General features: G+C 55.6%; 24 protein-coding genes. 9 read left to right on the forward strand and 15 right to left on the reverse strand.

All coding sequences use genetic code 11. The features are described 5' to 3' along the window. Nucleotides 1–62: 62 nt before the first annotated feature. From recC to rppH, 9 genes are all read right to left on the reverse strand, one after another. A complete protein-coding gene (gene recC, locus F384_RS15295; protein ID WP_046486605.1) occupies nucleotides 63–3,431 on the reverse strand; it encodes an exodeoxyribonuclease V subunit gamma in 3,369 nt (1,122 codons plus the stop codon). A 15-nt stretch (nucleotides 3,432–3,446) separates the two neighbouring features. Next, nucleotides 3,447–3,767 (reverse strand): prepilin-type N-terminal cleavage/methylation domain-containing protein, encoded by a 321-nt coding sequence (locus tag F384_RS15300; protein WP_046486608.1) that lies wholly within the window; start codon nucleotides 3,765–3,767, stop codon nucleotides 3,447–3,449. Further along, entirely contained in the window at nucleotides 3,752–4,159 is a 408-nt protein-coding gene (locus F384_RS15305; protein WP_046486611.1) for a DUF2509 family protein, read from the reverse strand. Before F384_RS15305 ends, F384_RS15300 begins: the two co-directional genes overlap by 16 nt. Further along, on the reverse strand, nucleotides 4,156–4,719 hold the full coding sequence (locus tag F384_RS15310) for a prepilin peptidase-dependent protein (RefSeq protein ID WP_046498213.1): 564 nt from the start codon (nucleotides 4,717–4,719) through the stop codon (nucleotides 4,156–4,158). The genes F384_RS15305 and F384_RS15310 overlap by 4 nt, the downstream gene beginning before the upstream one ends. Then, entirely contained in the window at nucleotides 4,710–5,180 is a 471-nt protein-coding gene (locus F384_RS15315; protein WP_046486614.1) for a prepilin peptidase-dependent protein, read from the reverse strand. The genes F384_RS15310 and F384_RS15315 overlap by 10 nt, the downstream gene beginning before the upstream one ends. A 184-nt stretch (nucleotides 5,181–5,364) precedes the next feature. After that, nucleotides 5,365–6,159 (reverse strand): thymidylate synthase, encoded by a 795-nt coding sequence (thyA, locus tag F384_RS15320; RefSeq protein WP_046486617.1) that lies wholly within the window; start codon nucleotides 6,157–6,159, stop codon nucleotides 5,365–5,367. Between the two features lie 6 nt (nucleotides 6,160–6,165). Next, complete coding sequence (gene lgt / locus F384_RS15325) at nucleotides 6,166–7,041, reverse strand: prolipoprotein diacylglyceryl transferase (RefSeq protein ID WP_046486620.1); 876 nt, start codon at nucleotides 7,039–7,041, stop codon at nucleotides 6,166–6,168. A gap of 148 nt (nucleotides 7,042–7,189) precedes the next feature. After that, on the reverse strand, nucleotides 7,190–9,436 hold the full coding sequence (gene ptsP, locus F384_RS15330; protein ID WP_046486623.1) for a phosphoenolpyruvate--protein phosphotransferase: 2,247 nt from the start codon (nucleotides 9,434–9,436) through the stop codon (nucleotides 7,190–7,192). 12 nt (nucleotides 9,437–9,448) lie between these two features. Continuing rightward, nucleotides 9,449–9,979: an RNA pyrophosphohydrolase gene (rppH, locus tag F384_RS15335; protein WP_046486626.1), complete on the reverse strand. Its 531-nt coding sequence runs from the start codon at nucleotides 9,977–9,979 to the stop codon at nucleotides 9,449–9,451. 683 nt (nucleotides 9,980–10,662) lie between these two features. Here rppH and mutH point away from each other — a divergent pair. The 4 genes from mutH to F384_RS15355 all read left to right on the forward strand — a co-directional run bounded on the left by mutH (nucleotide 10,663) and on the right by F384_RS15355 (nucleotide 13,637). Next, nucleotides 10,663–11,358: a DNA mismatch repair endonuclease MutH gene (gene mutH / locus F384_RS15340; RefSeq protein WP_046486629.1), complete on the forward strand. Its 696-nt coding sequence runs from the start codon at nucleotides 10,663–10,665 to the stop codon at nucleotides 11,356–11,358. 62 nt (nucleotides 11,359–11,420) lie between these two features. Beyond that, on the forward strand, nucleotides 11,421–12,191 hold the full coding sequence (locus F384_RS15345) for a TerC family protein (protein ID WP_080949956.1): 771 nt from the start codon (nucleotides 11,421–11,423) through the stop codon (nucleotides 12,189–12,191). 79 nt (nucleotides 12,192–12,270) lie between these two features. Then, on the forward strand, nucleotides 12,271–12,489 hold the full coding sequence (ygdR, locus tag F384_RS15350) for a lipoprotein YgdR (protein WP_046486633.1): 219 nt from the start codon (nucleotides 12,271–12,273) through the stop codon (nucleotides 12,487–12,489). Between the two features lie 107 nt (nucleotides 12,490–12,596). Further along, nucleotides 12,597–13,637 (forward strand): NADP(H)-dependent aldo-keto reductase, encoded by a 1,041-nt coding sequence (locus F384_RS15355; RefSeq protein WP_046486635.1) that lies wholly within the window; start codon nucleotides 12,597–12,599, stop codon nucleotides 13,635–13,637. 34 nt (nucleotides 13,638–13,671) lie between these two features. On the opposite strand, the gene lplT is transcribed toward F384_RS15355, so the two are convergent. Together lplT and aas are read right to left on the reverse strand one after the other, a co-directional pair. Continuing rightward, the gene (gene lplT, locus F384_RS15360) at nucleotides 13,672–14,868 is read right to left on the reverse strand and encodes a lysophospholipid transporter LplT (RefSeq protein WP_046486637.1); all 1,197 of its coding nucleotides are present in this window, start codon (nucleotides 14,866–14,868) and stop codon (nucleotides 13,672–13,674) included. Beyond that, nucleotides 14,861–17,020, reverse strand: coding sequence for a bifunctional acyl-ACP--phospholipid O-acyltransferase/long-chain-fatty-acid--ACP ligase (gene aas, locus F384_RS15365; protein ID WP_046486639.1), 2,160 nt, complete (start codon nucleotides 17,018–17,020; stop codon nucleotides 14,861–14,863). Before aas ends, lplT begins: the two co-directional genes overlap by 8 nt. Nucleotides 17,021–17,201: 181 nt before the next feature. Between aas and F384_RS30430 the strand changes: the two genes are divergently transcribed. From F384_RS30430 to F384_RS15380, 3 genes are all read left to right on the forward strand, one after another. After that, entirely contained in the window at nucleotides 17,202–17,468 is a 267-nt protein-coding gene (locus tag F384_RS30430) for a hypothetical protein (protein ID WP_226991595.1), read from the forward strand. A 142-nt stretch (nucleotides 17,469–17,610) separates the two neighbouring features. Continuing rightward, a complete protein-coding gene (gene galR, locus F384_RS15375; RefSeq protein ID WP_046486644.1) occupies nucleotides 17,611–18,639 on the forward strand; it encodes an HTH-type transcriptional regulator GalR in 1,029 nt (342 codons plus the stop codon). Between the two features lie 13 nt (nucleotides 18,640–18,652). Then, complete coding sequence (locus F384_RS15380; protein WP_046486646.1) at nucleotides 18,653–19,669, forward strand: LacI family DNA-binding transcriptional regulator; 1,017 nt, start codon at nucleotides 18,653–18,655, stop codon at nucleotides 19,667–19,669. Here the strand turns inward: F384_RS15380 and lysA are convergent. After that, a complete protein-coding gene (gene lysA, locus F384_RS15385; RefSeq protein ID WP_046486648.1) occupies nucleotides 19,661–20,923 on the reverse strand; it encodes a diaminopimelate decarboxylase in 1,263 nt (420 codons plus the stop codon). The genes F384_RS15380 and lysA overlap by 9 nt on opposite strands. 117 nt (nucleotides 20,924–21,040) lie before the next feature. Here lysA and F384_RS15390 point away from each other — a divergent pair, with 117 nt between their 5' ends. Continuing rightward, complete coding sequence (locus tag F384_RS15390; RefSeq protein ID WP_046486651.1) at nucleotides 21,041–21,976, forward strand: LysR family transcriptional regulator; 936 nt, start codon at nucleotides 21,041–21,043, stop codon at nucleotides 21,974–21,976. On the opposite strand, the gene F384_RS15395 is transcribed toward F384_RS15390, so the two are convergent. Next, on the reverse strand, nucleotides 21,963–22,655 hold the full coding sequence (locus F384_RS15395) for an aspartate/glutamate racemase (protein ID WP_046486652.1): 693 nt from the start codon (nucleotides 22,653–22,655) through the stop codon (nucleotides 21,963–21,965). The two genes, F384_RS15390 and F384_RS15395, sit on opposite strands and share 14 nt — an antisense overlap. Before the next feature lie 138 nt (nucleotides 22,656–22,793). On the opposite strand from F384_RS15395, the gene F384_RS15400 reads away from it, so the two are divergent. Next, nucleotides 22,794–23,120, forward strand: coding sequence for a cupin domain-containing protein (locus F384_RS15400; protein ID WP_046486654.1), 327 nt, complete (start codon nucleotides 22,794–22,796; stop codon nucleotides 23,118–23,120). Between the two features lie 57 nt (nucleotides 23,121–23,177). Here the strand turns inward: F384_RS15400 and kduD are convergent, their stop codons facing one another. Together kduD and kduI are read right to left on the reverse strand one after the other, a co-directional pair. Then, nucleotides 23,178–23,939: a 2-dehydro-3-deoxy-D-gluconate 5-dehydrogenase KduD gene (gene kduD, locus F384_RS15405; RefSeq protein WP_046486656.1), complete on the reverse strand. Its 762-nt coding sequence runs from the start codon at nucleotides 23,937–23,939 to the stop codon at nucleotides 23,178–23,180. Nucleotides 23,940–23,994: 55 nt separating this feature from the next. Beyond that, the gene (gene kduI / locus F384_RS15410) at nucleotides 23,995–24,831 is read right to left on the reverse strand and encodes a 5-dehydro-4-deoxy-D-glucuronate isomerase (RefSeq protein WP_042288966.1); all 837 of its coding nucleotides are present in this window, start codon (nucleotides 24,829–24,831) and stop codon (nucleotides 23,995–23,997) included. Nucleotides 24,832–24,835 lie beyond the last annotated feature (4 nt).

The following is a 24,835-nucleotide window of genomic DNA, read 5'->3' on the forward strand; positions in this document are numbered from 1 at the left end:
TCTATGAGCAGGGCAACGCATCATAAAGGAAGCATCAAAATTGCGCAATTTTTATACAATCATCACGACTGATTAAATCTGAAAAGCGGAAGCAGGTAACGTTGTGACTGCAAAATAATGGACTCCAGGGTCTCTGAGTCCAGTTGCCGCCACAGGCGCTGATACCAGATATCTTCGCCTTCGCCACGCACGACCATGTTGCCTTCATAAGCCTGCATAAACTTCACGCGGGCTTTTTGTCGCGTATCATCGTCATCTAACATGGCATCATTTGCCGCGTCATAACAGGTTTTTATCCACGCGCCGCCGCTTTCAGGTAGCACCAGCAGCGGTGCTGACATCCCTTCGCGATATCCGTCAATCAGTTGCGCCAGATAACCCAATGCCTGCTCTTGCTCCAGCGGTGGGAAACGCCACTCTCCGTCTTTTCGCAAAAACAGCCGACTTTCACCTTTTCCCCCGCAGGCACAATAGACAAGGTGTTCGAGCCAAAGTTGCACGCCTTGTGAAATGCTGATCAGCGAAGGCCGCCAGCGCAGCAGACCATCTTCCTGCACCTGCGGCAGCCAACCGGTCAACTGTACGCCGTTGCAGTGCAGATCGACCTCCAGGCTTTGGCCCGGCTGACGGCAGGCCACGACCCTGTCTGCCAGCGTCTGCATTTCCTGATGTTGAACTTCCCAGAGGATCTCGCCATAAGCCCCATACGGCAGATCCCCCGCCGCGCGGAAGCGACGGAACAGACGTTCGGCATCCTCCTGTTCGACCAGCGCATTCAGTAACTGCTGGTTGAGCTGATAACGGGTCAGCCCTTCCAGGGTAAACGGTTCGGTATCCGGGATCTCACTCTCTTCGGAGCGGAAATTAACCTGCAAGCGCTGCTGGAAAAATGCCCGTACAGGATGGGCCCAGAAGCGTTGCAGCGTTTCCAGACTCAGCATTTCTGGCATGTCAAAGGCTAACGGCTGCACAAAATCGCTATGGGCCTCTCCGCTGCGGCTTGCCGCCGGTAACCACTCGCTGGCGTAGCTCTGCTGCTCGCCGGGCAGGAAATTTTGCGCATCAAACGGCATACGGGTATGCAGTCGGGCGACATGCGCTTTGACCCGTTTCTCGCTCTCATCGCTGGTCAACGCTTCGTCACCCGGCAAATAGTGGCTTTGTCCAATGTAATCGAGCAGTTCCTGAACCAGCACGGAAGGGAAACGCTCGCTGTTATCCTGAATCGAGCGCCCGATGTAGCTGATGTAAAGCGACTGCTGGGCAGAAATTAAGGCTTCAAGGAACAGATAACGGTCGTCATCACGACGACTGCGATCCCCGCGCATTGGCTTCTGGCTCATGAGATCAAAACCGAGCGGCGCAAGCTGGCGCGGATAGACACCGTCGTTCATTCCCAACAGGCAGACAACTTTGAAGGGAATAGAACGCATCGGCATCAGAGTACAGATGTTCACCGGCCCGGCTAAAAAACGCTGGCTGATCCGCTCCTGATCCAACCGCTGCGCCAGTTCGTCACGCAGCAGCGACAGGGGGACCGCGTCATCATATTCAGCCTTCAATCCTTCATCGATCATCGCCTGCCACTGCTGCTCGATCAGCGTCATGGCCGCCTCGGTTTCAGTGTCAGGCAGGAAAAAGTCGTTGAGCATCTCACGACATACCGGCAGCCACTCTTCCAGCGGACGCGCCTGCGCCAGGCCACGACGCCAGAGATTAAGCTGCATCAGTAATGACGCCAGATGCCCCACCAGCTCGGCGATCAGTCCGCTGGATTCGTCGTAAGGCAGAACGGACTGCCACTCGCCCTGCGCACTTTCCATGGCATAGCCCAGCAGCATGCGCGTGAGGCCAAATTGCCATGTATGCTGCCCCGTTGCCGGAAGCTCCAGTTCCCGCACGTTGTCATCATCAATTCCCCAGCGAATGCCCGACTCATTGACCCACAGCCGCAAATAGCGCAGCCCTTCTTCGTTGATATTGAAGCGCGCCGCCAGCACCGGGACATCCAGCAGCGCCAGCACATCCTCAGAAACAAAGCGACTGTCAGGCAGTGACAGCAGGCTGATGAACGCCTGCAATACCGGATGCGACTGACGCGCCCGGCGGTCGGAAATGGCATAGGGCAGATAACGCTCTGCAGGGGCGCTGCCAAAAACCGCCTGAATAAACGGGCTATAACTGTCGATATCCGCCACCATTACGATGATGTCGCGCGGGGTGAGCGTTGGATCCGCCTCCAGCATCGCCAACAGACGATCGTGGAGAACTTCAACTTCACGCTGCGGGCTATGACAGATGTGGAAGGTGACGCTGGCGTCGTCCGGATCAAGGCGTCGCTTGTTGTCGCTGCGCGAATACTCTTCCAGGCTCACGCCCGCCACGGCGTGGTTTTCCAGCTCAAGGATATCGGCCTGAATGTTATGCAGCAGGTTATCCGGGGTTACGTCGACAAACGCATCGAGCTCCTGACTGTTTTCCAGTTCAGAGAGCAGATAAATATAGTCGCGTCCCAGTTTCCCCCACGAGGCCAGCATCGGGTTACCGACATCCTGTTCGCCATCGCCGTTAAACAAACTTTCGGCATTCGAATTGTCACGGAACAGCGGTAAATGACGATCTTCAAAACTATGTCGCCGTTGACGCGCCAGCAGCTTTGCCAGATACGCCGGATCTTTTATATCGCCCCAGTAGTAGCGGCAGGGATTGGTGAAGAGCAAATGAATGTCGATATGTTTGCCGAGCGCCTGCAATGCCTGTAGATACACGGGCGGCAACGCAGAGATCCCGCAGATAAACACACGGGAAGGGAGTCCTGGCGGGCAGGTGTCGGCGCTTTCCAGGGTCCGGATAAACCGTTGATAGAGATTGGCACGATGCCAGCGCGGCTGCCCCAACGCATCGGTGTATTCCACCAGCGCTTTCCACAGCGGTGCCTGCCAGCATTGCGCCTCGCCCAGCCCCTCGACTGTTCGTCCCGCTTCCCACTGGGTTAGCCATTCTGGTCGGTACACCAGATACTGATCGAAAAGATCCGCTGCGCGTGACGACAACTGGAACAGCTTACGTTTGTCGGTATCGTCCGTCAGATAGTGGCGTAACAACGCGAAGTCGTCATGATCCAGCAGTTGTGGCAGCAACGTCATCAACTTCCAGCTCATACTCTGCTTGTTGAAGGCGCTCTCTTTTGGGATTTCCGGCAGTACGCGGACGAACATATCCCAGATAAAGCTTGCCGGGAGCGGAAACTCTATGTTGGCGGCGATACCAAATTTCTGCGAAAGGGTCATCTGTAACCACTGCGCCATCCCGGTACTCTGCACCAGAATCATTTCTGGCTCAAAGGGATCGTCCAGCCGTTCGCGTTCGACGATAAACTCCATCAATGCTTCCAGCACATCCAGACGGTTTGAGTGGTAGACCCTTAACATAGAGACTCCTGACGACTAACGGTTCGGGCAATGCAGACGCGTCATTTTTCCCTGCCTGCCCTGAGGTGAAGATAGCGTAACGCTGATGCTGACACATCCCGCCTGCGTTGTCTGCATTCGGTTAACCTGCCAGTTAACAGGTGGCGAAAACGAACGCAGTTGCGTCTGTTGCCAGCCCTGCCGCCAGAGCTGAAGATACTGACCTCTGATGAAAAAACTGTTCATCAGCGCGCGCTGATACCCGGAAAGCGCCGTCACCACCATCACCATGAGGACCATCGCCAGTATGACTTCCGGCAAGCTAAACCCACGCTGTCGGCTCAGGGGATCTGGCATAGTGCGACCTCCCTTAGCGGACAGAAATCGCTCCAGCCATGAGGAGAAAAAACGACGCGTTCCTCCTTTTGTTCGCCTTCTCGCCATACGGACGTTCCCTGATAGTTGGCAACAAGCAACGCGCGACCGTCAGCGAGCCTGCGCAGGCAGACAGGGACATTGTCCTCGCCATAATACCGACACGGTTGTTCTGAGCTGACCGACCATTGCTGCATCCTGCCCCACTCCATGGCTGACTGCACGACAGCCTGGCGCTGTAAAGCCTGACTTTCTATCGCTACCCGTGAAGCAAAACTGCTCTGCTGCTGATTAACGCCCTGCAACAAGAGGCTGCCGAGGACCAACAGCAGCAGAACCAGCGCCAGAGAGGAGACGCCCCGCTCGCGATTCATAAATTAAAGCCACTGACGCTGTAGCGCGCGTCAGCCACGGTTTGCGGATCGGCCCGACTGCTGCCGCGCAAATGTAAGGTCAGTTCGGGCGCAAAACCCGCGATATCCTGGCGCGTGACTTCAAATGCCGTAATCTGCACAACGTCAGGATCGGTCATTTTATCCCATCCTTTTCCGCTGCACGTTTTCGCGCCGCGCAGCGTCTCCAGTACCTTGTCATTCAGACGAAATCCGGTTTGTTCAGCCTCTTTTGCCGGCTCACTTTCCCAGATGCCATTCGCATTTGCGTCCCACTGTACGATAACGCACTGGCCAGACTCGGCAATGCTTACCCCTTCGCCGCTACAACTACCGTGACAATAGCCCGCGCGTTGAAGGTGTTTTGCGACGGTATACACGCGCTGCCACACGTCATCTTCCAGCGCGAGCTTGCGGGTCTGCTGCAAAATATCGCGCTGTAACGCCGGTAAAAACCGGGCGGCCCCCAACAACAGTACGCTACTGATTGCCATCGCAATTAACACCTCAAGCAGAGAAAAACCGCGTTCACTCACTGGCAGCCCTGGGTATCGTCGCGCTCGCACAGGCGAATGCGTCCCCAGGGCGAAACCACCACCCGCCACTCCCCTGCCGTATTTTTCAGGCGAATATTCCCCGGCCACGCGGTATTGCGTTGACCATAAAACGCCAGCGAGGCGGTGATCCCGACGAGGTCGACATCGCGCCAGAGCGGCACAAAAACGAGCGCAGAGCGCGGCGTACAGGTATTTCGTGAGGCTGTCGAACTGACAAGACACCATGACGCGTCCTCCCTGATGGCGGTAATGATGTGGTCGCGATTATGCCAGTTGGCGTCCTCCCGTAGCTGCAGCAAGAAATCGCGCAGCTGACAGGCGGTCTGCCAGAGATGTTGCTGTTGCTGCCACTGCTGCCAGCCGTAGAGTCCTGTTGCACTCAGGCTGACAATAATAAGCATCGCGACCAGCGTTTCGATGAGCGTATAGCCCTGTTGTGTATTCATGGCGGCAGTATGACGCGTCGGGAAGTTAAAACGAGGCGAGAATTCAGGTTTTTCGGCGCGTTACGAGGGAAATTTACCCTGTTGCAGCAGGTTGCAACATTTCAGGAATCCACGCCGAAAAACCAAAACTGGGGTAAAAAAAACCGACGCGCAATGGCGTCGGCTATGACAGGATAAGGCCAGTTTAGATAGCAACCGGCGCTTTAATCCCCGGATGCGGGTCGTAGCCTTCGATTTCAAAATCGTCGAAGCGGTAGTCGAAGAGAGAATCGGGTTTACGTTTGATCACTAGCTTCGGCAGCGCGCGCGGCTCGCGAGTCAGTTGCAGGTGCGTCTGCTCCATGTGGTTGCTGTACAGATGCGTGTCACCGCCGGTCCAGACGAAGTCGCCAACCTCCAGATCGCACTGCTGCGCCATCATGTGTACCAGCAGAGCGTAGCTGGCGATGTTAAACGGCAGACCGAGGAACACGTCACAGGAGCGCTGATACAGCTGGCAGGAGAGCTTGCCGTCCGCGACATAGAACTGGAAAAACGCGTGGCACGGTGCCAGCGCCATTTTGTCCAGTTCGCCGACGTTCCACGCCGAAACGATAATACGGCGCGAATCGGGATCATTTTTCAACTGGTTCAGCACGGTCGCGATCTGGTCAATGTGGCGACCGTCCGGCGTCGGCCAGGCACGCCACTGTTTACCGTATACCGGGCCCAGATTGCCGTTTTCATCCGCCCATTCGTCCCAGATGGTGACGTTATTTTCGTGCAGATAGGCCACGTTGGTGTCACCTTGCAGGAACCACAGCAGTTCGTGGATGATGGAGCGCAGGTGGCAACGTTTTGTCGTCACCAGCGGGAATCCTTCCTGCAGGTTAAAACGCATCTGATGACCAAAAATGGAAAGCGTTCCGGTTCCGGTGCGGTCGTTTTTCTGTGTGCCTTCATCCAGCACTTTTTGCATCAGTTCTAAATACTGTTTCATGGTTCCTCAGGAAACGTGTTGCTGTGGGCGACGGCGATAGGCCCACATCATCATGACAACACCAGCGACAATCATCGGAATCGAGAGGATCTGTCCCATGCTGATGTACTGTACCCATTCGCCGGTGAACTGCTGATCCGGCTGACGGAAGAATTCAACGATGATACGAAACGCGCCGTAGCCAATCAAAAACAGTCCGGAGACGGAGCCCATCGGGCGCGGTTTACGAATAAACAGGTTAAGAATGATAAACAACACGACCCCCTCCAGCGCCATCTCATAGAGTTGGGAGGCGTGGCGTGGCAAGGAGCCGTAGGTATCGAATATGGATTGCCATTGCGGGTTGGTTTGCAGCAGCAGAATATCTTCGGTGCGTGACCCTGGGAACAACATGGAATAAGAGAAATTCGGGTCGACACGGCCCCACAGTTCGCCGTTGATAAAGTTGCCCAGACGCCCGGCCCCCAGGCCAAAGGGGATCAGCGGAGCAATGAAATCAGAGACCTGGAAGAAACTGCGCTTCGTGCGTTTGGCGAAAATAATCATCACCAGAATCACGCCAATCAGGCCACCGTGGAAGGACATGCCCCCGTCCCAGACGCGGAACAGGTAGAGCGGATTATCCAGGAACAGCGGGAAGTTATAGAACAGCACGTAGCCAATACGCCCACCGAGGAAGACCCCGAGGAAACCTGCGTAGAGTAAGTTTTCGACTTCAGTCTTCGTCCAGCCACTGCCAGGGCGATTGGCACGGCGCGTCGCCAGCCACATCGCGAAAATGAAGCCCACCAGATACATTAAGCCGTACCAGCGAAGTGCAACGGGCCCAATTGAGAAAATGACCGGATCGAATTCCGGAAAATGCAGATAGCTACTGGTCATCTGTCACCACAAGTTCTTGTTATTCCGCTGAAAAGACTCAGCGAGCGATATGCGCACCCACTGCTTACAGGCGCTCCAAAGGAGCGAATGATAGCATAAGGGGGTTAACGAGGCTGCGCAGAAGATGTAAAAGATCTGTATAGCGCTTTTACATCCCTCCACGGATCAGACCGCCCATCCCGCGACGCTCCATAAACGCCGCCACCTGATGGCGCACTTCCGTTGCCAGTTGCGCCTCAAGGCTACGCTGGGCAAGCGTTTTTGCCTCTTCGTAATCAATGCGGCGCAGCAGGTATTTCACGCGCGCCACAGAGCGACCGTTCATTGAGAGATGGCGGAAACCCAGCCCAATCAGGATGGTCACACACATCGGATCGCCCGCCATTTCGCCACACACGCGCAGGTCGATATCGCTGCGCTCTGCTTCCTGCGCAATCATCGATAGCGCACGTAACATCCCCGGATGCAGGCTGTCGTAGATGCTGGCGACGCGCGTATTATTGCGATCCACCGCCAGCACGTACTGGGTCAGATCGTTCGTGCCGACGGAGATAAAATCAACGCGACTTGCCAGATTCGGCAGCATAAAGACCATCGACGGCACTTCAAGCATGATGCCGATACGCGGTTTCGGGATCGCGTAACCGATCATCTCTTCCACTTCGCGCCCGGCACGTTCAATCAGGCGGCGTGCTTCATCCACCTCGTCGATACTGGTTACCATCGGCAGCAGAATACTCAGATTACCCGTCGCCGCATTGGCGCGCAGCATCGCGCGAACCTGAACCAGGAAGATCTCTGGCTGATCGAGCGTAATGCGGATCCCTCGCCAGCCCAGGCAGGGATTCTCCTCGCTGATTGGCATGTACGGCAACTGTTTGTCCGCGCCAACGTCCAGCGTTCGTAGCGTCACCGGCTTGTCGTTAAACATCTGCAACATACCCTGATACTGCGCCACCTGCTCCTCTTCAGAAGGAAAACCGCTTTGCAGCATAAAGGGTATTTCGGTGCGGTACAGGCCAATCCCGTCGATACGACTGCCCAGTTTTTCTTCATGCTCCGGGCTAAGCCCCGCATTCAGCATGACCTTAACCCGTTCGCCGCTTTTCAGTTGTGCAGGTAAATTGACGTCATCTTCCGCCAGACGGCTGAGTTCGTTCTCTTCACTGATAAGCCGCTGATATTCCTGGATCAATACCGGTTCGGGATCGACCAGCAGCTCACCGCGATAGCCATCGACCACCAGCGTACGCCGGTGCAGCACCGACGGCTGGATATCAGCCCCCATCACGGTGGGAATACCCAACGCACGCACCATGATGGCAGCATGAGAGTTGGCCGCCCCGTCACGGACAACAACCCCTGCCAGTCGGTCCTGCGGCAGTTCCGCCAGCGTCGTGGCGGAGAGTTCGTCAGCGACCAGCACGAAGCGTTCTGGCCAGGCATTTGGCCCTTGTACGGAATCATCAAGATGAAACAACAGGCGCTGGCCCAGCGCACGCAGATCGCCCGCACGCTCTTTGAGGTAGTTGTCACTCAGCGCGGCAAACTGTTCAGCAAACTTTTCGATGATCGTTTTGACCGCCCACTCCGCCACCGAGCCGTTATCAACTTCGGTAAACAGCTCGCGTCGCAGGCGGGCATCGGAAAGCAGGTGCGAATAGAGATCGAATATCGCGGCGGTCTCTTTCTGCGCGCCAGCGGCAAACCGCTTGCTGTAACGGCGAAACTCATTTGCCGCCTCTTCCAGCGCGCCGGTCAGGCGCTCACGCTCCAGCGCAGGATCCAGCGTCGAGGCCTGATACACCTGCTCCATCAGCGGCAGCGTCGCATCCTGCCAGCCTTCTGCTATCGCCACGCCCGGCGCCGCCGGTAATGCACGAATACGCGTCTGGCGATACTGGCCAAACAGAGCGGTAAGCTGAGATTGTGACAGGATTGCCGCCATCTGCGTGGCGAGCGTCACGAGGAAGGATTCTTCGCTTTCATCATACTGGCGCAGTTCGCGCTGCTGTACGACGAGGACACCCAGCAGTTGACGACGCTGAATGATCGGCACCCCGAGGAAGGCACGGAAGCGCTCTTCTTTTACCGAGGGGATGTATTTAAAACTGGGATGTTTTTGCGCATCGGCGAGGTTGATAGGTTCCGCCAGCCTGCCAACCAGGCCGACGATACCTTCATCAAACGCGAGTGCGACAGTTCGACCACGCGGTTTTTTAAGCCCCCGCGTCGCCATGAGGTAATAACAACGCCGGTCATGATCGGCCAGATAAACCGAGCAGACCTCTGTATCCATCGCAAGACAGATGTCAGTAACCAGAATATTCAGCGCTTCATTAAGACGCGGAGCACTGGCCACCTTTTCGACTATTTCGCGCAGGCGGGTGAGCATAATTTGCGTGGCTTAACCTCTTTTACGTCGATAAGCAGGTGTACTTTGCGGCTTCGGCGCCGCTTCCTGAAGCGCCATCACAACACTTGCGAACTCTTTCATCACCCTGCGATAGACATCGCGTTTAAATGAAACCACTTGCCGAACCGGGTACCAGTAACTTACCCAGCGCCAGCCGTCAAACTCAGGAGTGCTGCTGGTTTGCATATTGACTTCCGCGTCCCCGCTCATCAACTGCAAAAGAAACCACTTTTGTTTCTGGCCGATACACACCGGCTTTGTATCCCAACGCACCAAACGTTTTGGTAACTTGTAACGCAACCAGTTGCGAGTAGAGGCAAGGATTCGCACATCTTTACGGCTTAACCCTACTTCTTCAAACAGTTCCCGGTACATCGCCTGTTCTGCTGATTCTCCTGGGTTTATCCCACCCTGTGGGAACTGCCAGGAGTGCTGACCAAACCGCCGGGCCCACATCACCTGCCCCTGACGATTACAAATTACGATACCTACATTTGGGCGGTAGCCATCGTCATCAATCACCGGACTACCTCAATATAAACCTTATATGAGAATGATTGTTTCACACTCCTGACAGACGGTAAACCACTGAGTTAAAGCGGTGTGCATCTAATAACAATTGAATAACCCACAGTTAAAGACAAAGTTATAAACAGACACTCACCCATTTGGGCGATTTTATTCACCTTTTCTGTGGATAGAGTTGTGAAGAAGTACGGAATTACTCCGGGAAAAACCGGTACAGTCTGAATAACCAGCCGTCAGGATGAAAAAAATATTTTCTTATATTCATGAGGTTATCCTGACATTTTGCCTGTTATCAGGCAAAAAGGTGACAAACATCACACTGACGATCCTCAGGCTGATGAAAGATCGAACAGTGCCGACTTTATCCACAGATTGTGCCAATAAGTTAGACACAAATTGTGTGAAAATTCGATTTTCGTCGCACGTCAAGGCTGTAAATGGAAACAGTAGTCGTGGTTTTTCACAGTTATCCCATCTTTCTGTGGATAACATGGTGTAAGATCCTGTTTAAATTCAGTGACCAGAAATGGAAAACCCGTTCTGACGTTGCGCAACACGTTATGCCGGAAACTAAAAATCAATATAAATCATGGCATTGAATATCGCATGTGGAAAACGATAAACTTCTTTCCCACGGTATAAAATCCTTGTTCATTTTTTCACCTAAGGTATGACGCATGTCCGGACTCCATCCTTTACGCTTTCCGCCGGAATCTGAAGCCCTTCTGCTCCAGCAGGCGCAGCAGCTTTCGGGCTATTCGTTAGGTGAACTGGCAGCGCTGGCGGGCATCGTTGCGCCGAAAGATCTCAAACGGGACAAAGGCTGGATCGGCGTGTTGCTGGAACTCTGGCTGGGGGCCAGCGCCGGAAGTAAGCCTGAGCAGGATTTCGCCGCGCTCGGCGTTGAGTTGAAAACCATTCCTGTCGATAGCCTCGGGCGACCGCTCGAAACCACCTTTGTCTGCGTCGCGCCGTTGACGGGAAACAGCGGCGTGACGTGGGAAACCAGCCACGTACGGCATAAGCTGAAGCGAGTCCTGTGGATCCCGGTGGAAGGCGAGCGCAGTATTCCTCTCGCACAACGGCGGGTAGGATCGCCGGTGCTGTGGAGTCCAGATGAAGAAGAAGACCGTCAGTTGCGTCTGGACTGGGAAGAACTAATGGACATGATTGTGCTCGGTCAGGTTGAACGCATCACCGCCCGGCATGGCGAATTTTTACAACTGCGACCGAAGGCGGCAAACGCCAAAGCGCTCACCGAGGCCATCGGTGCCCAGGGCGAGCCAATACTGACGCTGCCGCGGGGTTTTTATCTGAAAAAGAACTTCACGCGCGCCCTGCTGGAACGCCACTTTTTGTTACAACAGCGTTAGACTTTCGCCTGCCGCCCGGGAAGCATATAATTGGCGTTTCTTTTTTGGCAGGACTTTGTTCAATGTTATTTGCATGGATAACCGATCCTAACGCCTGGCTTGCGCTCGGTACGCTGACGCTGCTGGAGATCGTGCTTGGGATCGATAATATTATTTTCCTCTCTCTGGTGGTTGCAAAACTCCCGACAGCACAACGCGCACACGCCCGACGCCTCGGTCTGGCGGCAGCGATGATCATGCGACTGGCGCTGCTGGCCTCCATCGCCTGGGTGACCCGGCTGACCAATCCGCTGTTTGACATGTTTGGGGAAGCCATTTCCGCCCGCGACCTGATCCTTCTGCTCGGTGGATTGTTCCTGATCTGGAAAGCGAGTAAGGAGATCCACGAATCCATTGAAGGTGAAGAAGAAGGGATGAATATGCGCGTCACCTCCTTTCTGGGGGCGATCGTGCAGATCATGCTGCTCGACATCATCTTTAGTCTGGACTCGGTGATCACGGCGGTCGGCTTGTCCGATCACTTGTTCATTATGATGGCGGCGGTGGTGATTGCTGTTGGCGTGATGATGTTTGCAGCGCGTCCTATTGGCGAGTTTGTCGACCGACACCCGTCCGTGAAGATGCTGGCGCTGTCGTTTCTGATTCTGGTGGGTTTCACGCTGATACTGGAAAGCTTCGACGTTCACGTGCCGAAGGGTTACATCTATTTTGCCATGTTCTTCTCGATTGCGGTCGAGAGCCTGAACCTGTTGCGGAACAAAAAAAACCGCTGTAATTGCCTTTTTCGCTCCCTGTGGGGAGCGAAATTCTTTCCTTCTCTCCTCTCAGTTTAAGATTTTCCTGCTTTTCCTGCCCATAACGTCAGGCTATTACTAGACTATTATCAGACGCAGGCCACGTGAGGATAAATGGATGAAAAAATGGGCAGTGATAATTTCCGCAGTTGGACTGGCTTTTGCTGTTTCCGGCTGTAGTAGCGACTATGTGATGGCGACCAAAGATGGTCGGATGATCCTGACCGACGGGAAACCCGAAATTGACGATGATACCGGTCTGGTGAGCTACCACGACCAGCAGGGCAACGCCATGCAAATTAACCGTGACGAGGTTTCTCAGATCATTGAACGTTGAGGGTTGAGGTCAGCCACGCTGCTGGCCTTAACAATTTTTCTTCCCTTTTTCCCTTCCCTCAGCCATTTTTATAATCCTTATGTCGTGATTATAAAAAGGAAACGGCTATGCAATATCACCGTATACCCCACAGCTCGCTTGAAGTTAGTACACTGGGGCTGGGCACAATGACGTTTGGTGAACAAAATAGCGAAGCCGACGCACATGCACAGCTCAACTATGCCGTCGCCAACGGCATTAACCTGATCGACGTGGCCGAAATGTACCCGGTCCCGCCGCGCCCGGAAACCCAGGGGCTCACCGAAACTTACGTCGGAAACTGGCTGGCCAAACAGGGCAACCGTGAAAAACTGATTGTCGCCTCCAAGGTCAGCGGCCCGTCGCGTAATAACGACAACAGCATTCGTCCGAACCAGGCACTGGATCGCAAGAACATCCGCGAAGCGCTGCACGACAGCCTGAAGCGTCTACAGACCGATTATCTGGATCTCTACCAGGTTCACTGGCCGCAGCGCCCGACCAACTGTTTTGGCAAGCTCGGTTATAGCTGGACCGACGCCGCGCCGGTGGTGTCGCTGCTGGATACGCTGGATGCGCTGGCCGAGTTTCAGCGCGCGGGTAAGATTCGCTACATCGGCGTCTCAAATGAAACGGCCTTTGGCGTCATGCGCTATCTGCATCTGGCGGATAAGCATGACCTGCCGCGTATTGTCACCATCCAGAATCCTTACAGCCTGGTCAACCGTAGTTTTGAAGTGGGACTGGCGGAAGTGAGCCAGTATGAAGGCGTCGAACTGCTGGCCTATTCCTGTCTGGGATTTGGCACGCTGACCGGTAAATACCTGAACGGTGCGAAACCGGCCGGGGCGCGCAATACGCTGTTTAGTCGTTTTACCCGCTACAGCGGCGAGCAGACGCAAAAAGCCGTGGCCGCGTATGTGGAGATAGCCAGACGCCATAACCTCGATCCGGCGCAGATGGCGCTGGCATTCGTTCGTCGTCAGCCGTTTGTTGCCAGTACGCTGCTTGGCGCCACCACGATGGAACAGCTGAAAACCAACGTTGAGAGCTTACATCTGCAATTAAGCGAAGAGGTGTTGGCGGAAATTGAAGCGGTGCATCAGGTTTACACCTATCCTGCACCGTAACAGACGCGCGCCGGAGGATATTCCGGCGCGTTGATTATGCCTGACGGCGCTGCCAGATCCACAGCGCCGCAATGGCCAGCGCGAACAGACCGCCAAAACCGATCCCCACGGCAATGACCGGGATCCCTACCCACACCGCCAGCGAGTAGAGCCCCAGCATCAACAGCATCGCGCTGTTCTCACCGAGGTTCTGTACCGCGATAGCATTACCCGCGCCGACGCTCTTCTTACCGCGCTCCTGCAACAGCGCATTCAGCGGTACCACAAAGAAACCACCCAGTACGCCGATCAGCATCAGCAGCGCATAAGCAGGTAGCAGCGCGTGTTGCAGAGAAAAAATCAGCACGACGACGCCAATCAGGATCCCCGCAGGCATGCAGCGCACCACGGTATCCAGCGTCACCAGTCTGGCAGCGGCCCCCGCCCCGGCCACAATACCGATCGCGACCATCGCGTTAAGATAGGTTGGCGTGGCGTTATCGGTAATACCTAACGCCACCGGCACCCACAGCACCAGCAGGAAACGCAGCGTCACCCCCGCGCCCCAGAACAGACTGGTGCCCACCAGCGAGAAACGTGTTTCGCCGTTGCGCCACAGAGAAACACAGGCGCAGAAGAAACTGCGGGTCATTTTCGCCAGATGCCAGGACTGCCCAGGACGCGCGGCGGGCAGTTTGGGAATAGAGAGGTTTGCCACCACGGCACCGGCGTAGGCCAGCGCACAGGCGACCAGTGCAGCAATGACATGCCAGTCGGCCAGCACCCCACCCGCCACCGAGCCAAGCAGGATCGCCGCAATGGTGGATGCTTCCATCAGACCGTTAGCTTTCACCAGCTTATCGCCGGTCGTCAGTTCACCCAGAATACCGTATTTGGCCGGTGAGTAAGCCGCTGCGCCAACCCCCACCAGCGTATAGCCGATAAACGGATTGAAGCCAAAGCAGATGCTTGCCGCCCCCAGCAGTTTCAGGCCGTTGGCGAACATCATCACCCGGCCTTTGGCAAAGCTGTCAGCGACCTGACCCACAAACGGCGCAAACAGGATGTAAGCGCCCACAAACACCATTTGCAGAATCGGCTGACTCCAGTCCGGATAGAACTGCTCCTTCAGCAGCGCCAGCGTGGCAAACAGCAGGGCGTTATCGCCAAACGCCGAGAGAAACTGCGCCGCGATAACCGACATCATTCCTTTCGACCAGACAGAGGTATTGGTATGTACTGACTCAGGCATTTTGTTTTTCCGGATCATCAACCCAGCTTTTCAGCGTCACGAAATCCGGCTTACCGCTGCCGAGTAACGGGAGTTGTTTCAGGTAACGGATATCGCGCGGCACCGCCAGTTCCGGGATGCCGTGCGCGCGGGCGTACTGCTGTAAAACGTCACGCGTCAGTTCGCTGTCGGTGGTAAAGAGCACCAGCGCTTCGCCTTTGCTGGCATCACTCTTGATAGCCGTTGCATGCATTTTCTCCGGCGACACGCCGAGCGCCAGCTGCTCCACCATCTCCAGTGAGACCATCTCGCCGGCAATTTTCGCAAAGCGTTTGGCGCGTCCCTGAATCTGCACGAATCCCTGTTCATCAAAGCGCACGATATCACCGGTGTCATACCAGCCGCGCTCCAGTTCTCCCGCGGCATTTTCCGCCGCCGGCACTTCCAGCACGCCCGGTTTTTCCACGCGCAGGTAACCGTTCATGATGTTTGGCCCTTTCAGTTGCAAACGACCGCCTTCTTCAATGCCGGGGATAGCCAGCAGGCGCGCATCCATGCCGGGCAGGATCCGCCCAACGGTACCGGGCTTCGCTGCCATCGGGACGTTAATCGACACCACCGGCGCGCATTCCGTCACGCCGTAACCTTCGAGAATGCGCAGACCAAACTTGTCCTGCCAGAGCTGTTTTGTACTCTCCTGGAGTTTTTCCGCTCCCGCCACCACATAGCGCAGGCGATAAAAATCATACGGATTGGCAAAGCGCGCATAGTTCCCGAGGAACGTGGAGGTGCCGAACAGCACCGTGCAGTTCCGGTCGTAAACCAGTTCCGGCACAATGCGATAATGCAGCGGACTGGGGTAGAGGAACACGTCAGCGCCGGTGAGCAACGGCGTAAACAGCCCCACCGTCAGGCCGAAGGAGTGAAACAGCGGCAGCGCCGACATAAAGCGGTCATTGGCGGTGAAGTCAGCAATGGTTTTGATCTGCTCGACGTTAGCCAGCAGGCTCTTGTGGCTATGCACCACGCCCTTTGGATGGCCTTCAGAGCCCGAGGTAAAGAGGATCACCGCCGCCTCTTCCGGCTGCTGTTTGACCTGCGCCCGATGCGGCATCAGCAGGTGCGCAAAGATCCACAGCTTGTCTGCCGTGGTCACATCAGCTTTGAGATCTTCCAGATAGACCCAGCGAACCTGCGTCAGTTGCTCCGGCAGGTGCCAGAGTTTGCCTTTATCCAGGAACTGACGGGAGGTAAAAATGGTTTTGATATCCGCGGCGGTGATGGCGCTGGTCAGCCCTTTGACGCCCGCCGTGTAGTTCATCATTGCCGGGATACGACGGCGAGACACCGCGCCGAAAATCACCGCCGCGCTGATGGCTGCATTCGGCAGCATCAGGCCAATTTTTTCGCCTTCAGCGCTGTATTTCTCCAGAATACGCCCGACAAACAGCGTCTTAGTGAGCAACTGTCGGTAGCTTTCCGGCTTGAAGTTGATGTCTTCGATACAGTGTTTACCTGCGCCATAGCGATGCTTCGCCGCCAGCAGCGATTCATACAGCGTTTCGCGTGGGCGCACCGCCATTCGCGCTTCCATCATTTTTTGATGCAGCATTTCGCCCGCAATTTTACGACGATCGCGTGCGCTCGGCGCGTCGGGCATAGGCAGATGGGTTGGCGGTAAAATATGCAGATGGATCTGCGGGAAGAATCGACGTTTCACCAGCCCTTTCAGGCGACTAAAATGGGTGAGCTCAGCCCCTTCAATTCGTACCGGCACCAGCGTCGCGCCGGATTTCGCGGCGACAAATCCGGCACCGTCGTAGATTTTCATTAGCGAGCCGCTTACCGAAATGCGCCCCTCCGGGAAAATCACCACCGGTCGCCCCTGCTCGATCAGACGAACCAGATGTTTAATCGCCATCGGCTTCGTCGGATCGAGCGGCACAAAATCAATCAGCGAGGTTAACCAGCGCATGTACCACTTCTGGCTAATCGAGGTGTAGACCGCAAACACCGGGCGTACCGGTAGAAACAACGCCAGCAGAATACCGTCGATGAAAGAGACGTGGTTGGGGGTGATTAAGACGCGCTCTCCTTGCAACGCCTGCATATCCCCCGTCACGCGTACCCGGTAGAGCACACGGCACAGGTTACGGAAAAAGCCAAATAACATTTCAACTCCCTTTGCGCACGATTCGGTAAAATAATGGTGGCAGATTACACGAACAAGGCAACAGGAGCGACAGTAAAGTCGGGGCGAAAAAAAACCTGCGCATCCGCGCAGGTTGGTGCAAGAGACAGAGTACGAAGAGCGTACCGAATAATCTCACCAATCAATACCTCTGGGATCTTGATTGTGGTCGGTACGTGACCGCTTCGCCAGCGAGAAAACGCAAAGGAATGAAGGGAAATGCAACCAGTTGTGTAAATTATCGCTTACTGTTACAGATTGCGGAAATCGCAAAAAAAAACCTGCGCAACTGGCGCAGGTTGGTGTAATTCGTGTGCTCAACCCGAAAGTTGACTTCACCTATCAATACCTCTGGGATCTCAACTTTATCAAGCCGCCAGGAAACGTCGCCAGCGAACAATCGCAACAGCCCTTCGCAAAGTGTAACTAATGGTTTGCATCTTTCGATTTTTGTCTTAATTCCGAGGGTGTTGCTCACATTTGCCGCGTCGTAACAGGCAATCTGCTTGAACCAGCAGACGTTTTCCGTAACACTGACTGAATGTAAGCGTTTACCCACAATAGGTACTGTCATGGCGACCATAAAGGATGTAGCCCGACTGGCTGGTGTATCAGTCGCCACCGTTTCCCGCGTCATCAACGATTCCCCCAAAGCCAGCGAGGCGTCGCGCCTGGCGGTGACCAGTGCGATGGAGTCACTCAGCTACCATCCCAACGCCAACGCGCGTGCGCTGGCGCAGCAGTCCACCGAGACCATAGGTCTGGTGGTTGGCGATGTTTCCGACCCTTTTTTCGGCGCGATGGTGAAAGCCGTGGAGCAAGTCTCCTATAACACCGGCAATTTTTTACTGATTGGCAACGGCTACCATAATGAACAAAAAGAGCGTCAGGCGATCGAGCAGCTCATTCGTCACCGCTGCGCCGCGCTTGTCGTTCACGCCAAGATGATCCCGGATGCCGATCTGGCGTCATTAATGAAGCAAATTCCCGGCATGGTGCTGATCAACCGGATCCTGCCTGGTTTCGAACAACGCTGCGTGGCGCTGGATGACCGCTACGGCGCCTGGCTGGCGACTCGTCACCTGATCCAACAGGGCCACACTCGCATTGGCTATCTCTGCTCGAATCACTCCATTTCGGATGCGGAAGATCGTCTTAAAGGCTATTACGATGCCCTTGAAGAGAGCCATCTCCCGGTGAACGATCGCCTTGTGACGTTTGGCGAACCGGATGAGAGCGGCGGAGAGCAGGCGATGACCGAACTGCTGGGTCGCGGCAGAAACTTCACTGCAGTAGCCTGTTATAACGACTCCATGGCCGCAGGCGCAATGGGCGTGTTGAATGATAACGGTGTGGACGTCCCGGCGGAGATCTCGCTGATAGGCTTTGATGATGTGCTGGTTTCACGTTACGTTCGCCCGCGACTGACCACCGTGCGTTATCCCATCGTGACGATGGCAACGCAGGCCGCAGAGCTGGCGCTCGCGCTGGCGGAAAAGCGCCCGCTGCCGGATGTCATCCATGTCTTCAGCCCGACGCTGGTCCGCCGCCATTCCGTGACGACGCCAGTGGAGTCGGGCAATGCGCCATCAAACGAGTAATCAGGAACGCGTCATGATAACAATGCTGGATGTTTCCCGTCGTGCCGGTGTCTCGAAAGCCACCGTTTCTCGCGTGCTGAACGGCACCGGTCAGGTTAAAGAGAGTACACGTCAGAAAGTGTTTAAGGCGATGCAAGCGCTGGATTATCGTCCAAACTTTCTGGCTCGCTCGCTGGCGAACCGAACCAGCAACAGCATTGGACTGGTGGTGTCGACCTTTGATGGTTTCTACTTTGGCCGCCTGCTACAGCAGGCCTCACGGCAGACTGAATCTCACGGCAAGCAGTTGATTGTCACCGATGGTCACGATACGCCGGAGCGCGAACAAGAAGCGGTGCAGATGCTGGCTGACCGGCAGTGTGACGCCATCATTCTCTACACCCGCTATATGAGCGAAAAGGCGATTCTGGCGCTGGCGGATTCGATTACGATGCCGTTGATTATCATCAACCGCGACGTCAGCCTCGCCCGCGAACGCGCCATCTTTTTTGAACAGGAAGACGCGGCATTTCAGGCGGTGGACTACCTGATTTCCCAAGGGCACCGCGAGATCGCCTGTATTACCGTGCCGGGACACACGCCGACCGGGAAGTCACGTCTGATGGGCTATCGTAAGGCGCTGGAGAAAAACGGTATCGCCTGGGATCCGGCGAAGGTGAAGTATGGCGATTCCAGCATGACGCGCGGCTATGACGCCTGTAATGAACTGCTTCAGGAAGGAGTGACGTTCAGCGCCCTGTTCGCCTGTAACGACGATATGGCGCTGGGCGCATCGAAAGCCCTGCATCAGGCCGGGCTTAACATTCCGCAGGATGTGTCGCTGTTTGGGTTTGACGATGCGCCGAGTGCAAAATGGCTTGAGCCGGGACTGTCGACGGTTTATCTCCCCATCGACACGATGATCACCACCGCAATCGACCAGGCGATCCGCATGGTCAATGGCGAAGACGTTGAACCGATCCCGCCTTTTACCGGCACGCTGGTCTTGCGCGACTCGGTGACCACCGGCCCCTGGTTTGGCTTAAAATAACTCCAGCGCTAACAGCTCTTCAATGGTCTGGCGACGGCGAATCAGTCGCGCCTGACCGTTGTCAAATAGCACCTCCGGCAGCAGCGGACGGCTGTTGTAATTCGACGACATCGACGCACCGTACGCGCCGGTATCATGCAGTACCAGGTAATCTCCCGGTGCCACCACCGGCAGCGCGCGGGTCTCCACCTTGCCGCCCTCCTGTTGGGTAAAGACGTCGCCCGATTCACACAGCGGTCCTGCGACGACCGTGTCAACCTGCGGTGCATTTTCCAGTGAGCGACCATCCGCCGCCAGCGCGGTAATATGGTGATAACTGCCGTACATCGCCGGGCGCATCAGATCGTTAAAACCCGCATCCACCAGCACGAAATGGCGACTGCCCATCTGCTTCACGCTGCGAACCTGGGTGACCAGCACGCCTGACTGAGCAACGAGAAAACGTCCAGGCTCAATTTCCAGCTTCACATGATGCCCCAGATGACGGGCGATCTGCTCGCGCGCGGCGTTCCACAGGCCAAAATAATGCCGGGTGTCCACCGCCTCTTCGTCATCGTGATAAGGAATCGACAGGCCGCCACCAGCGGAGATCGCCTCCAGATCCTGACCAAAATCAACCACCTGACTCACCATCGCGCCGCACACCTGCTCCAGATGGCCATAGTCAACGCCTGAACCAATGTGCATGTGAATACCGACAAGCTTCAGTTGATGACGCTGCATCACCGCCAGCGCCTGCGGCAAATCGGTATGCCAGATGCCGTGTTTACTGTTTTCGCCGCCGGTATTGGTTTTCTGGCTGTGACCATGACCAAAGCCCGGATTAACGCGCAGCCAGACGCGATGGCCCGGCGAGACGTGCCCAAGCTGATCGAGCATATCGACAGAACCGGCGTTGACCGGAATGCGCAATTCGCTGACGCGGGCCAGCGTAGCGCTATCAATCACATCGGCGGTAAAAACGATGTCATCCGGATGCGTTTGCGGATCGTATCCCGCCGCCAGCGCACGCTCGATTTCGCCTAATGACACGGAGTCCACTTTAACGCCCTGCTCACGCATTAAACGCAAAATATGAATATTGGAGCAGGCCTTCTGCGCGAAGCGCACCACATCAAACTGCTGTAACGCCGCAATCTGGCGACGAACGATCTGTGCGTCGTAAACCCAGACCGGACAGCCAAATTCAGCCGGCAACCTGAGCAGGTTTTCCGCGGTGAGATCGGTATCGGTGCAATACAGTGAATGAGGCATAACGGGCTCCGGACATGACGTTTTTTATCATTACGCCACAGTGCGAAGAGAATAAAAAATATCGTTTTATATCGACTCTATGCAAAAATGATATGGATTGAATCAAACGAGGTGACTATGGCTGCCGTTAACTTACGTCATATTGAAATTTTTCATGCGGTCATGACCGCCGGAAACCTGACCGAAGCCGCGCGGTTGCTGCATACGTCACAGCCCACCGTCAGTCGCGAACTGGCACGCTTTGAAAAAGTGCTGGGATTAACGCTGTTTGAACGCACGCGCGGCCGCCTGCATCCGACAGTTCAGGGGTTACGTCTGTTTGAAGAGGTTCAGCGATCCTGGTACGGGTTGGACAGGATTGTCAGCGCGGCGGAAAGCCTGCGGGAGTTTCGTCAGGGGGAGTTGTCGATTGTCTGTCTGCCGGTCTTTTCGCAGTCGCTGCTGCCTGCATTGATTCAGCCGTTTCTCGCCCGCTATCCTGACGTCAGCCTGAACATCGTGCCGCAGGAATCACCGCTGCTTGAAGAGTGGCTTTCCGCTCAGCGTCACGATCTGGGGTTGACGGAAACACTGCACACGCCAGCGGGCACCGAACGTACAGAACTCTTCTCGCTCGATGAAGTCTGCGTGCTGCCGTCTGGGCATCCGCTGGCGGAAAAGCCGGTATTAACGCCGCAGGATTTTCAGGGGGAGAACTACATCAGCCTGTCGCGCACGGACAGTTACCGGAAGCTGCTGGACACGCTGTTTAATGAGCACGACGTTAAGCGGCGAATGGTCGTGGAGACCCACAGCGCGGCGTCAGTGTGCGCGATGGTACGCGCCGGCGTCGGTCTTTCCGTCGTGAACCCGTTTACCGCGCTGGATTATGCGGCGAGCGGCGTGGTGGTGCGCCGATTCAGTATTTCCGTGCCGTTTACCGTAAGCCTGGTTCGTCCCATCCACCGACCTGCTTCCGCACTGGTCGAGGCCTTCAGCCATCATCTGCAAACCCGCCATCACCTCCTGGTGACGGCGCTGGAGCAGATCCTCGGGCCGGTTACGACAACATAAATGTCACGGCGTCTGCGGCATGGATAGCGGCGGTGTCGAACACCGGAATCGGGCTACGCTCTACCGGTACCAACAGGCCAATCTCCGTGCAGCCAAAAATGACGCCCTCTGCGCCTTGCGCCGCCAGGCTGTCAATCACCTCGACATAGTACTGACGTGAGGTCTCGGTAAAGTGTCCGAGGCAAAGCTCATCAAAGATTATCTGGTTGATCTTCGCCCGCGCATCCGCATCGGGTATCAGGCTCTCAATGGCAAACTGCTGTTCCAGGCGACCGCGATAAAAATCCTGCTCCATGGTATAACGCGTTCCCAGCAGCGCAACCCGGCGCATTCCCTGTGCGGAAATGACGCGACCGGTCGCATCGGCAATATGCAGAAAAGGCAGCGAGCATCGCGATTCAATGGCCTGCGCCACTTTGTGCATCGTGTTGGTACATAAGACGATCCCTTCCGCCCCCGCCTGCTGTAGCCCAATCGCGGCTTGCGCGAGTATGTCCCCGGCTTTGTCCCACTCGCCGCGGCTCTGACACGTTTCGATCTCATGGAAGTCAACGCTGTGCAACAGCAGGCTCGCAGAATGAAGTCCGCCCAGCTGCTGTTTGATCCCTTCGTTAATTAACCGGTAGTACGGGATCGTCGATTCCCAACTCATCCCGCCTAACAAGCCGATCGTCTTCATTACCTGCTCCTTCATCAGTGATTTACAGCAGTGAAGCAAACTTGTGATCAAGTTTCCAGTTCATTCGCTCTGCCATTTTCTTTGTCACGCGCCTGAGTTAGCTTGAATGAAACATTGTTTCAAACAATAGGATCCCGCATGTTTGTTTTCCATAACGAGACGACGCTTGAAGATCTGGGCAATGGCGTCACCCGCCGCATCCTCGCGCATAACGGCAAAATGATGGCTGTCGAGGTTAATTTCGAACAAGGGGCGATTGGCCCGCTGCATCACCATCCGCATGAGCAACTGACCTACGTGTTATCCGGTGAATTTGAATTTACCATCGGTGACGAAAAGCAGGTGGTACGCGCAGGGGATACATTATATAAACAGCCGAATATTATTCACGGCTGCGTCTGCCTGAAGCCGGGAACCCTGCTGGATACCTTTACGCCGGTTCGCGACGATTTTCTCAACGCCTGATTCCATCAATAAAAAACCCTGCGCGAAGGCAGGGTTTTCTCAACCAGCAGCAACGAATTAACGCGCCAGCCAGCCACCGTCAACAGCCACGGTGTAGCCGTTGATGTAATCCGATGCGCTGGATGCCAGGAACACCACCGGCCCCATCAGATCGCTCGGCAGACCCCAACGTCCTGCCGGGATACGGTCGAGGATTTCAGCGCTACGCTGCTCATCGGCACGCAGTTGCTGAGTGTTGTTGGTCGCCATGTAACCCGGTGCAATCGCGTTGACGTTGATCTTGTGCTTCGCCCATTCGTTCGCCATCAGACGGGTCACGCCCATTACGCCACTTTTGGAAGCCGTGTAAGACGGGACGCGGATACCGCCCTGGAAGGAGAGCATGGAAGCGATGTTGATGATTTTGCCGCCGTTACCCTGCGCGATGAAGTGTTTTGCCGCCGCCTGAGACATAAAGAACACGCTTTTGATGTTCAGGTTCATCACGTCATCCCAGTCTTTTTCGCTGAAATTGATCGCGTCTTCACGACGGATCAGGCCCGCGTTGTTAACCAGAATATCGATATGACCAAACTCAGCAACCGCGCGCTCCAGCAGCGCCGGGATCCCGTCGATCTGACGCAGGTCAGCCGTCAGGCTCAAAAAGCGACGGCCCAGTGCGGTCACACGCTCGATGGTTTCGGTCGGTTCAACGATGTTAATCCCGACGATATCGCAGCCCGCTTCCGCCAGACCGAGCGCCATGCCCTGGCCCAGACCGGTGTCACAACCGGTCACGACAGCGACTTTACCTTCGAGAGAGAATGCATTCAAAATCATTGTAAATCCTTAGTTTTTCATACCTGTCACGGACAGGCGTTATGAGCGCCCGCGACTAGCGCAGATCTTTCACCGCAACGTGGTCCATGTCATCAAAGACCTGGTTTTCACCCACCATGCCCCAGATGAAGGTATAGGCTTTGGTGCCCACCCCGGAGTGGATCGACCAGCTTGGCGAAATGACCGCCTGTTCATTGTGCATCACGATATGACGCGTTTCCTGAGGCTGCCCCATCATATGGAAGACGCAGGTGTCTTCTTCCATGTTGAAATAGAAGTACACTTCCATGCGGCGTTCATGGGTATGGCACGGCATGGTGTTCCACAGGTTGCCCGGTGCCAGTTCAGTCAGGCCCATACTCAGTTGGCAGGTTTCCAGCACATCCGGCACGAAATATTTATTGATCGTACGGCGGTTGCTGGTGAGATTGTCACCTAACGTCACAGGCGCAACATCGGCAGGCGTCACTTTTTTGGTTGGGTAGGTGGTATGAGCCGGCGCACAGTTGTAGTAGAACTTGGCTGGCGTCGCGCTATCCACGCTGGCGAAGACCACTTCTTTTGCCCCTTTGCCAACATACAGCGCATCGCGGTGGCCGATTTCATAGCACTGACCGTCGACGGTGATGGTGCCCGCGCCGCCGATGTTGATCACACCCAGTTCGCGACGTTCGAGGAAATAGGTTACGCCAAGCTGCTTACCGACTTCACCGCCGACGGAGACCGTTTTCGCCACCGGCATAATGCCGCCGACGATAATGCGGTCAATGTGGCTGTAAACCATCGTGTATTCGTCAGCCACGAACACTTTCTCAACCAAAAACTCCTTGCGTAGCCCCTGGGTATCCAGTGTTTTGGCGTGCGCGCTGTGAATACTTTGTCTTACGTCCACATTT

Origin of the sequence: Citrobacter amalonaticus Y19 (assembly GCF_000981805.1) — a bacterium.
GTDB lineage: Bacteria > Pseudomonadota > Gammaproteobacteria > Enterobacterales > Enterobacteriaceae > Citrobacter_A > Citrobacter_A amalonaticus_C.

Coding starts and splice junctions, on each gene's coding strand:
- thyA (WP_046486617.1), bottom strand. CDS start 6,159: ATGAAACAGTATTTAGAACTGATGCAAAAAGTGCTGGATGAAGGCACA.
- F384_RS15345 (WP_080949956.1), top strand. CDS start 11,421: ATGTTATTTGCATGGATAACCGATCCTAACGCCTGGCTTGCGCTCGGT.
- recC (WP_046486605.1), bottom strand. CDS start 3,431: ATGTTAAGGGTCTACCACTCAAACCGTCTGGATGTGCTGGAAGCATTG.
- F384_RS15315 (WP_046486614.1), bottom strand. CDS start 5,180: ATGAATACACAACAGGGCTATACGCTCATCGAAACGCTGGTCGCGATG.
- F384_RS15395 (WP_046486652.1), bottom strand. CDS start 22,655: ATGAAGACGATCGGCTTGTTAGGCGGGATGAGTTGGGAATCGACGATC.
- F384_RS15400 (WP_046486654.1), top strand. CDS start 22,794: ATGTTTGTTTTCCATAACGAGACGACGCTTGAAGATCTGGGCAATGGC.
- F384_RS15305 (WP_046486611.1), bottom strand. CDS start 4,159: ATGAATCGCGAGCGGGGCGTCTCCTCTCTGGCGCTGGTTCTGCTGCTG.
- F384_RS15390 (WP_046486651.1), top strand. CDS start 21,041: ATGGCTGCCGTTAACTTACGTCATATTGAAATTTTTCATGCGGTCATG.
- ygdR (WP_046486633.1), top strand. CDS start 12,271: ATGAAAAAATGGGCAGTGATAATTTCCGCAGTTGGACTGGCTTTTGCT.
- F384_RS15355 (WP_046486635.1), top strand. CDS start 12,597: ATGCAATATCACCGTATACCCCACAGCTCGCTTGAAGTTAGTACACTG.
- mutH (WP_046486629.1), top strand. CDS start 10,663: ATGTCCGGACTCCATCCTTTACGCTTTCCGCCGGAATCTGAAGCCCTT.
- F384_RS15380 (WP_046486646.1), top strand. CDS start 18,653: ATGATAACAATGCTGGATGTTTCCCGTCGTGCCGGTGTCTCGAAAGCC.
- galR (WP_046486644.1), top strand. CDS start 17,611: ATGGCGACCATAAAGGATGTAGCCCGACTGGCTGGTGTATCAGTCGCC.
- F384_RS15300 (WP_046486608.1), bottom strand. CDS start 3,767: ATGCCAGATCCCCTGAGCCGACAGCGTGGGTTTAGCTTGCCGGAAGTC.
- lplT (WP_046486637.1), bottom strand. CDS start 14,868: ATGCCTGAGTCAGTACATACCAATACCTCTGTCTGGTCGAAAGGAATG.
- aas (WP_046486639.1), bottom strand. CDS start 17,020: ATGTTATTTGGCTTTTTCCGTAACCTGTGCCGTGTGCTCTACCGGGTA.
- lysA (WP_046486648.1), bottom strand. CDS start 20,923: ATGCCTCATTCACTGTATTGCACCGATACCGATCTCACCGCGGAAAAC.
- ptsP (WP_046486623.1), bottom strand. CDS start 9,436: ATGCTCACCCGCCTGCGCGAAATAGTCGAAAAGGTGGCCAGTGCTCCG.
- kduD (WP_046486656.1), bottom strand. CDS start 23,939: ATGATTTTGAATGCATTCTCTCTCGAAGGTAAAGTCGCTGTCGTGACC.
- lgt (WP_046486620.1), bottom strand. CDS start 7,041: ATGACCAGTAGCTATCTGCATTTTCCGGAATTCGATCCGGTCATTTTC.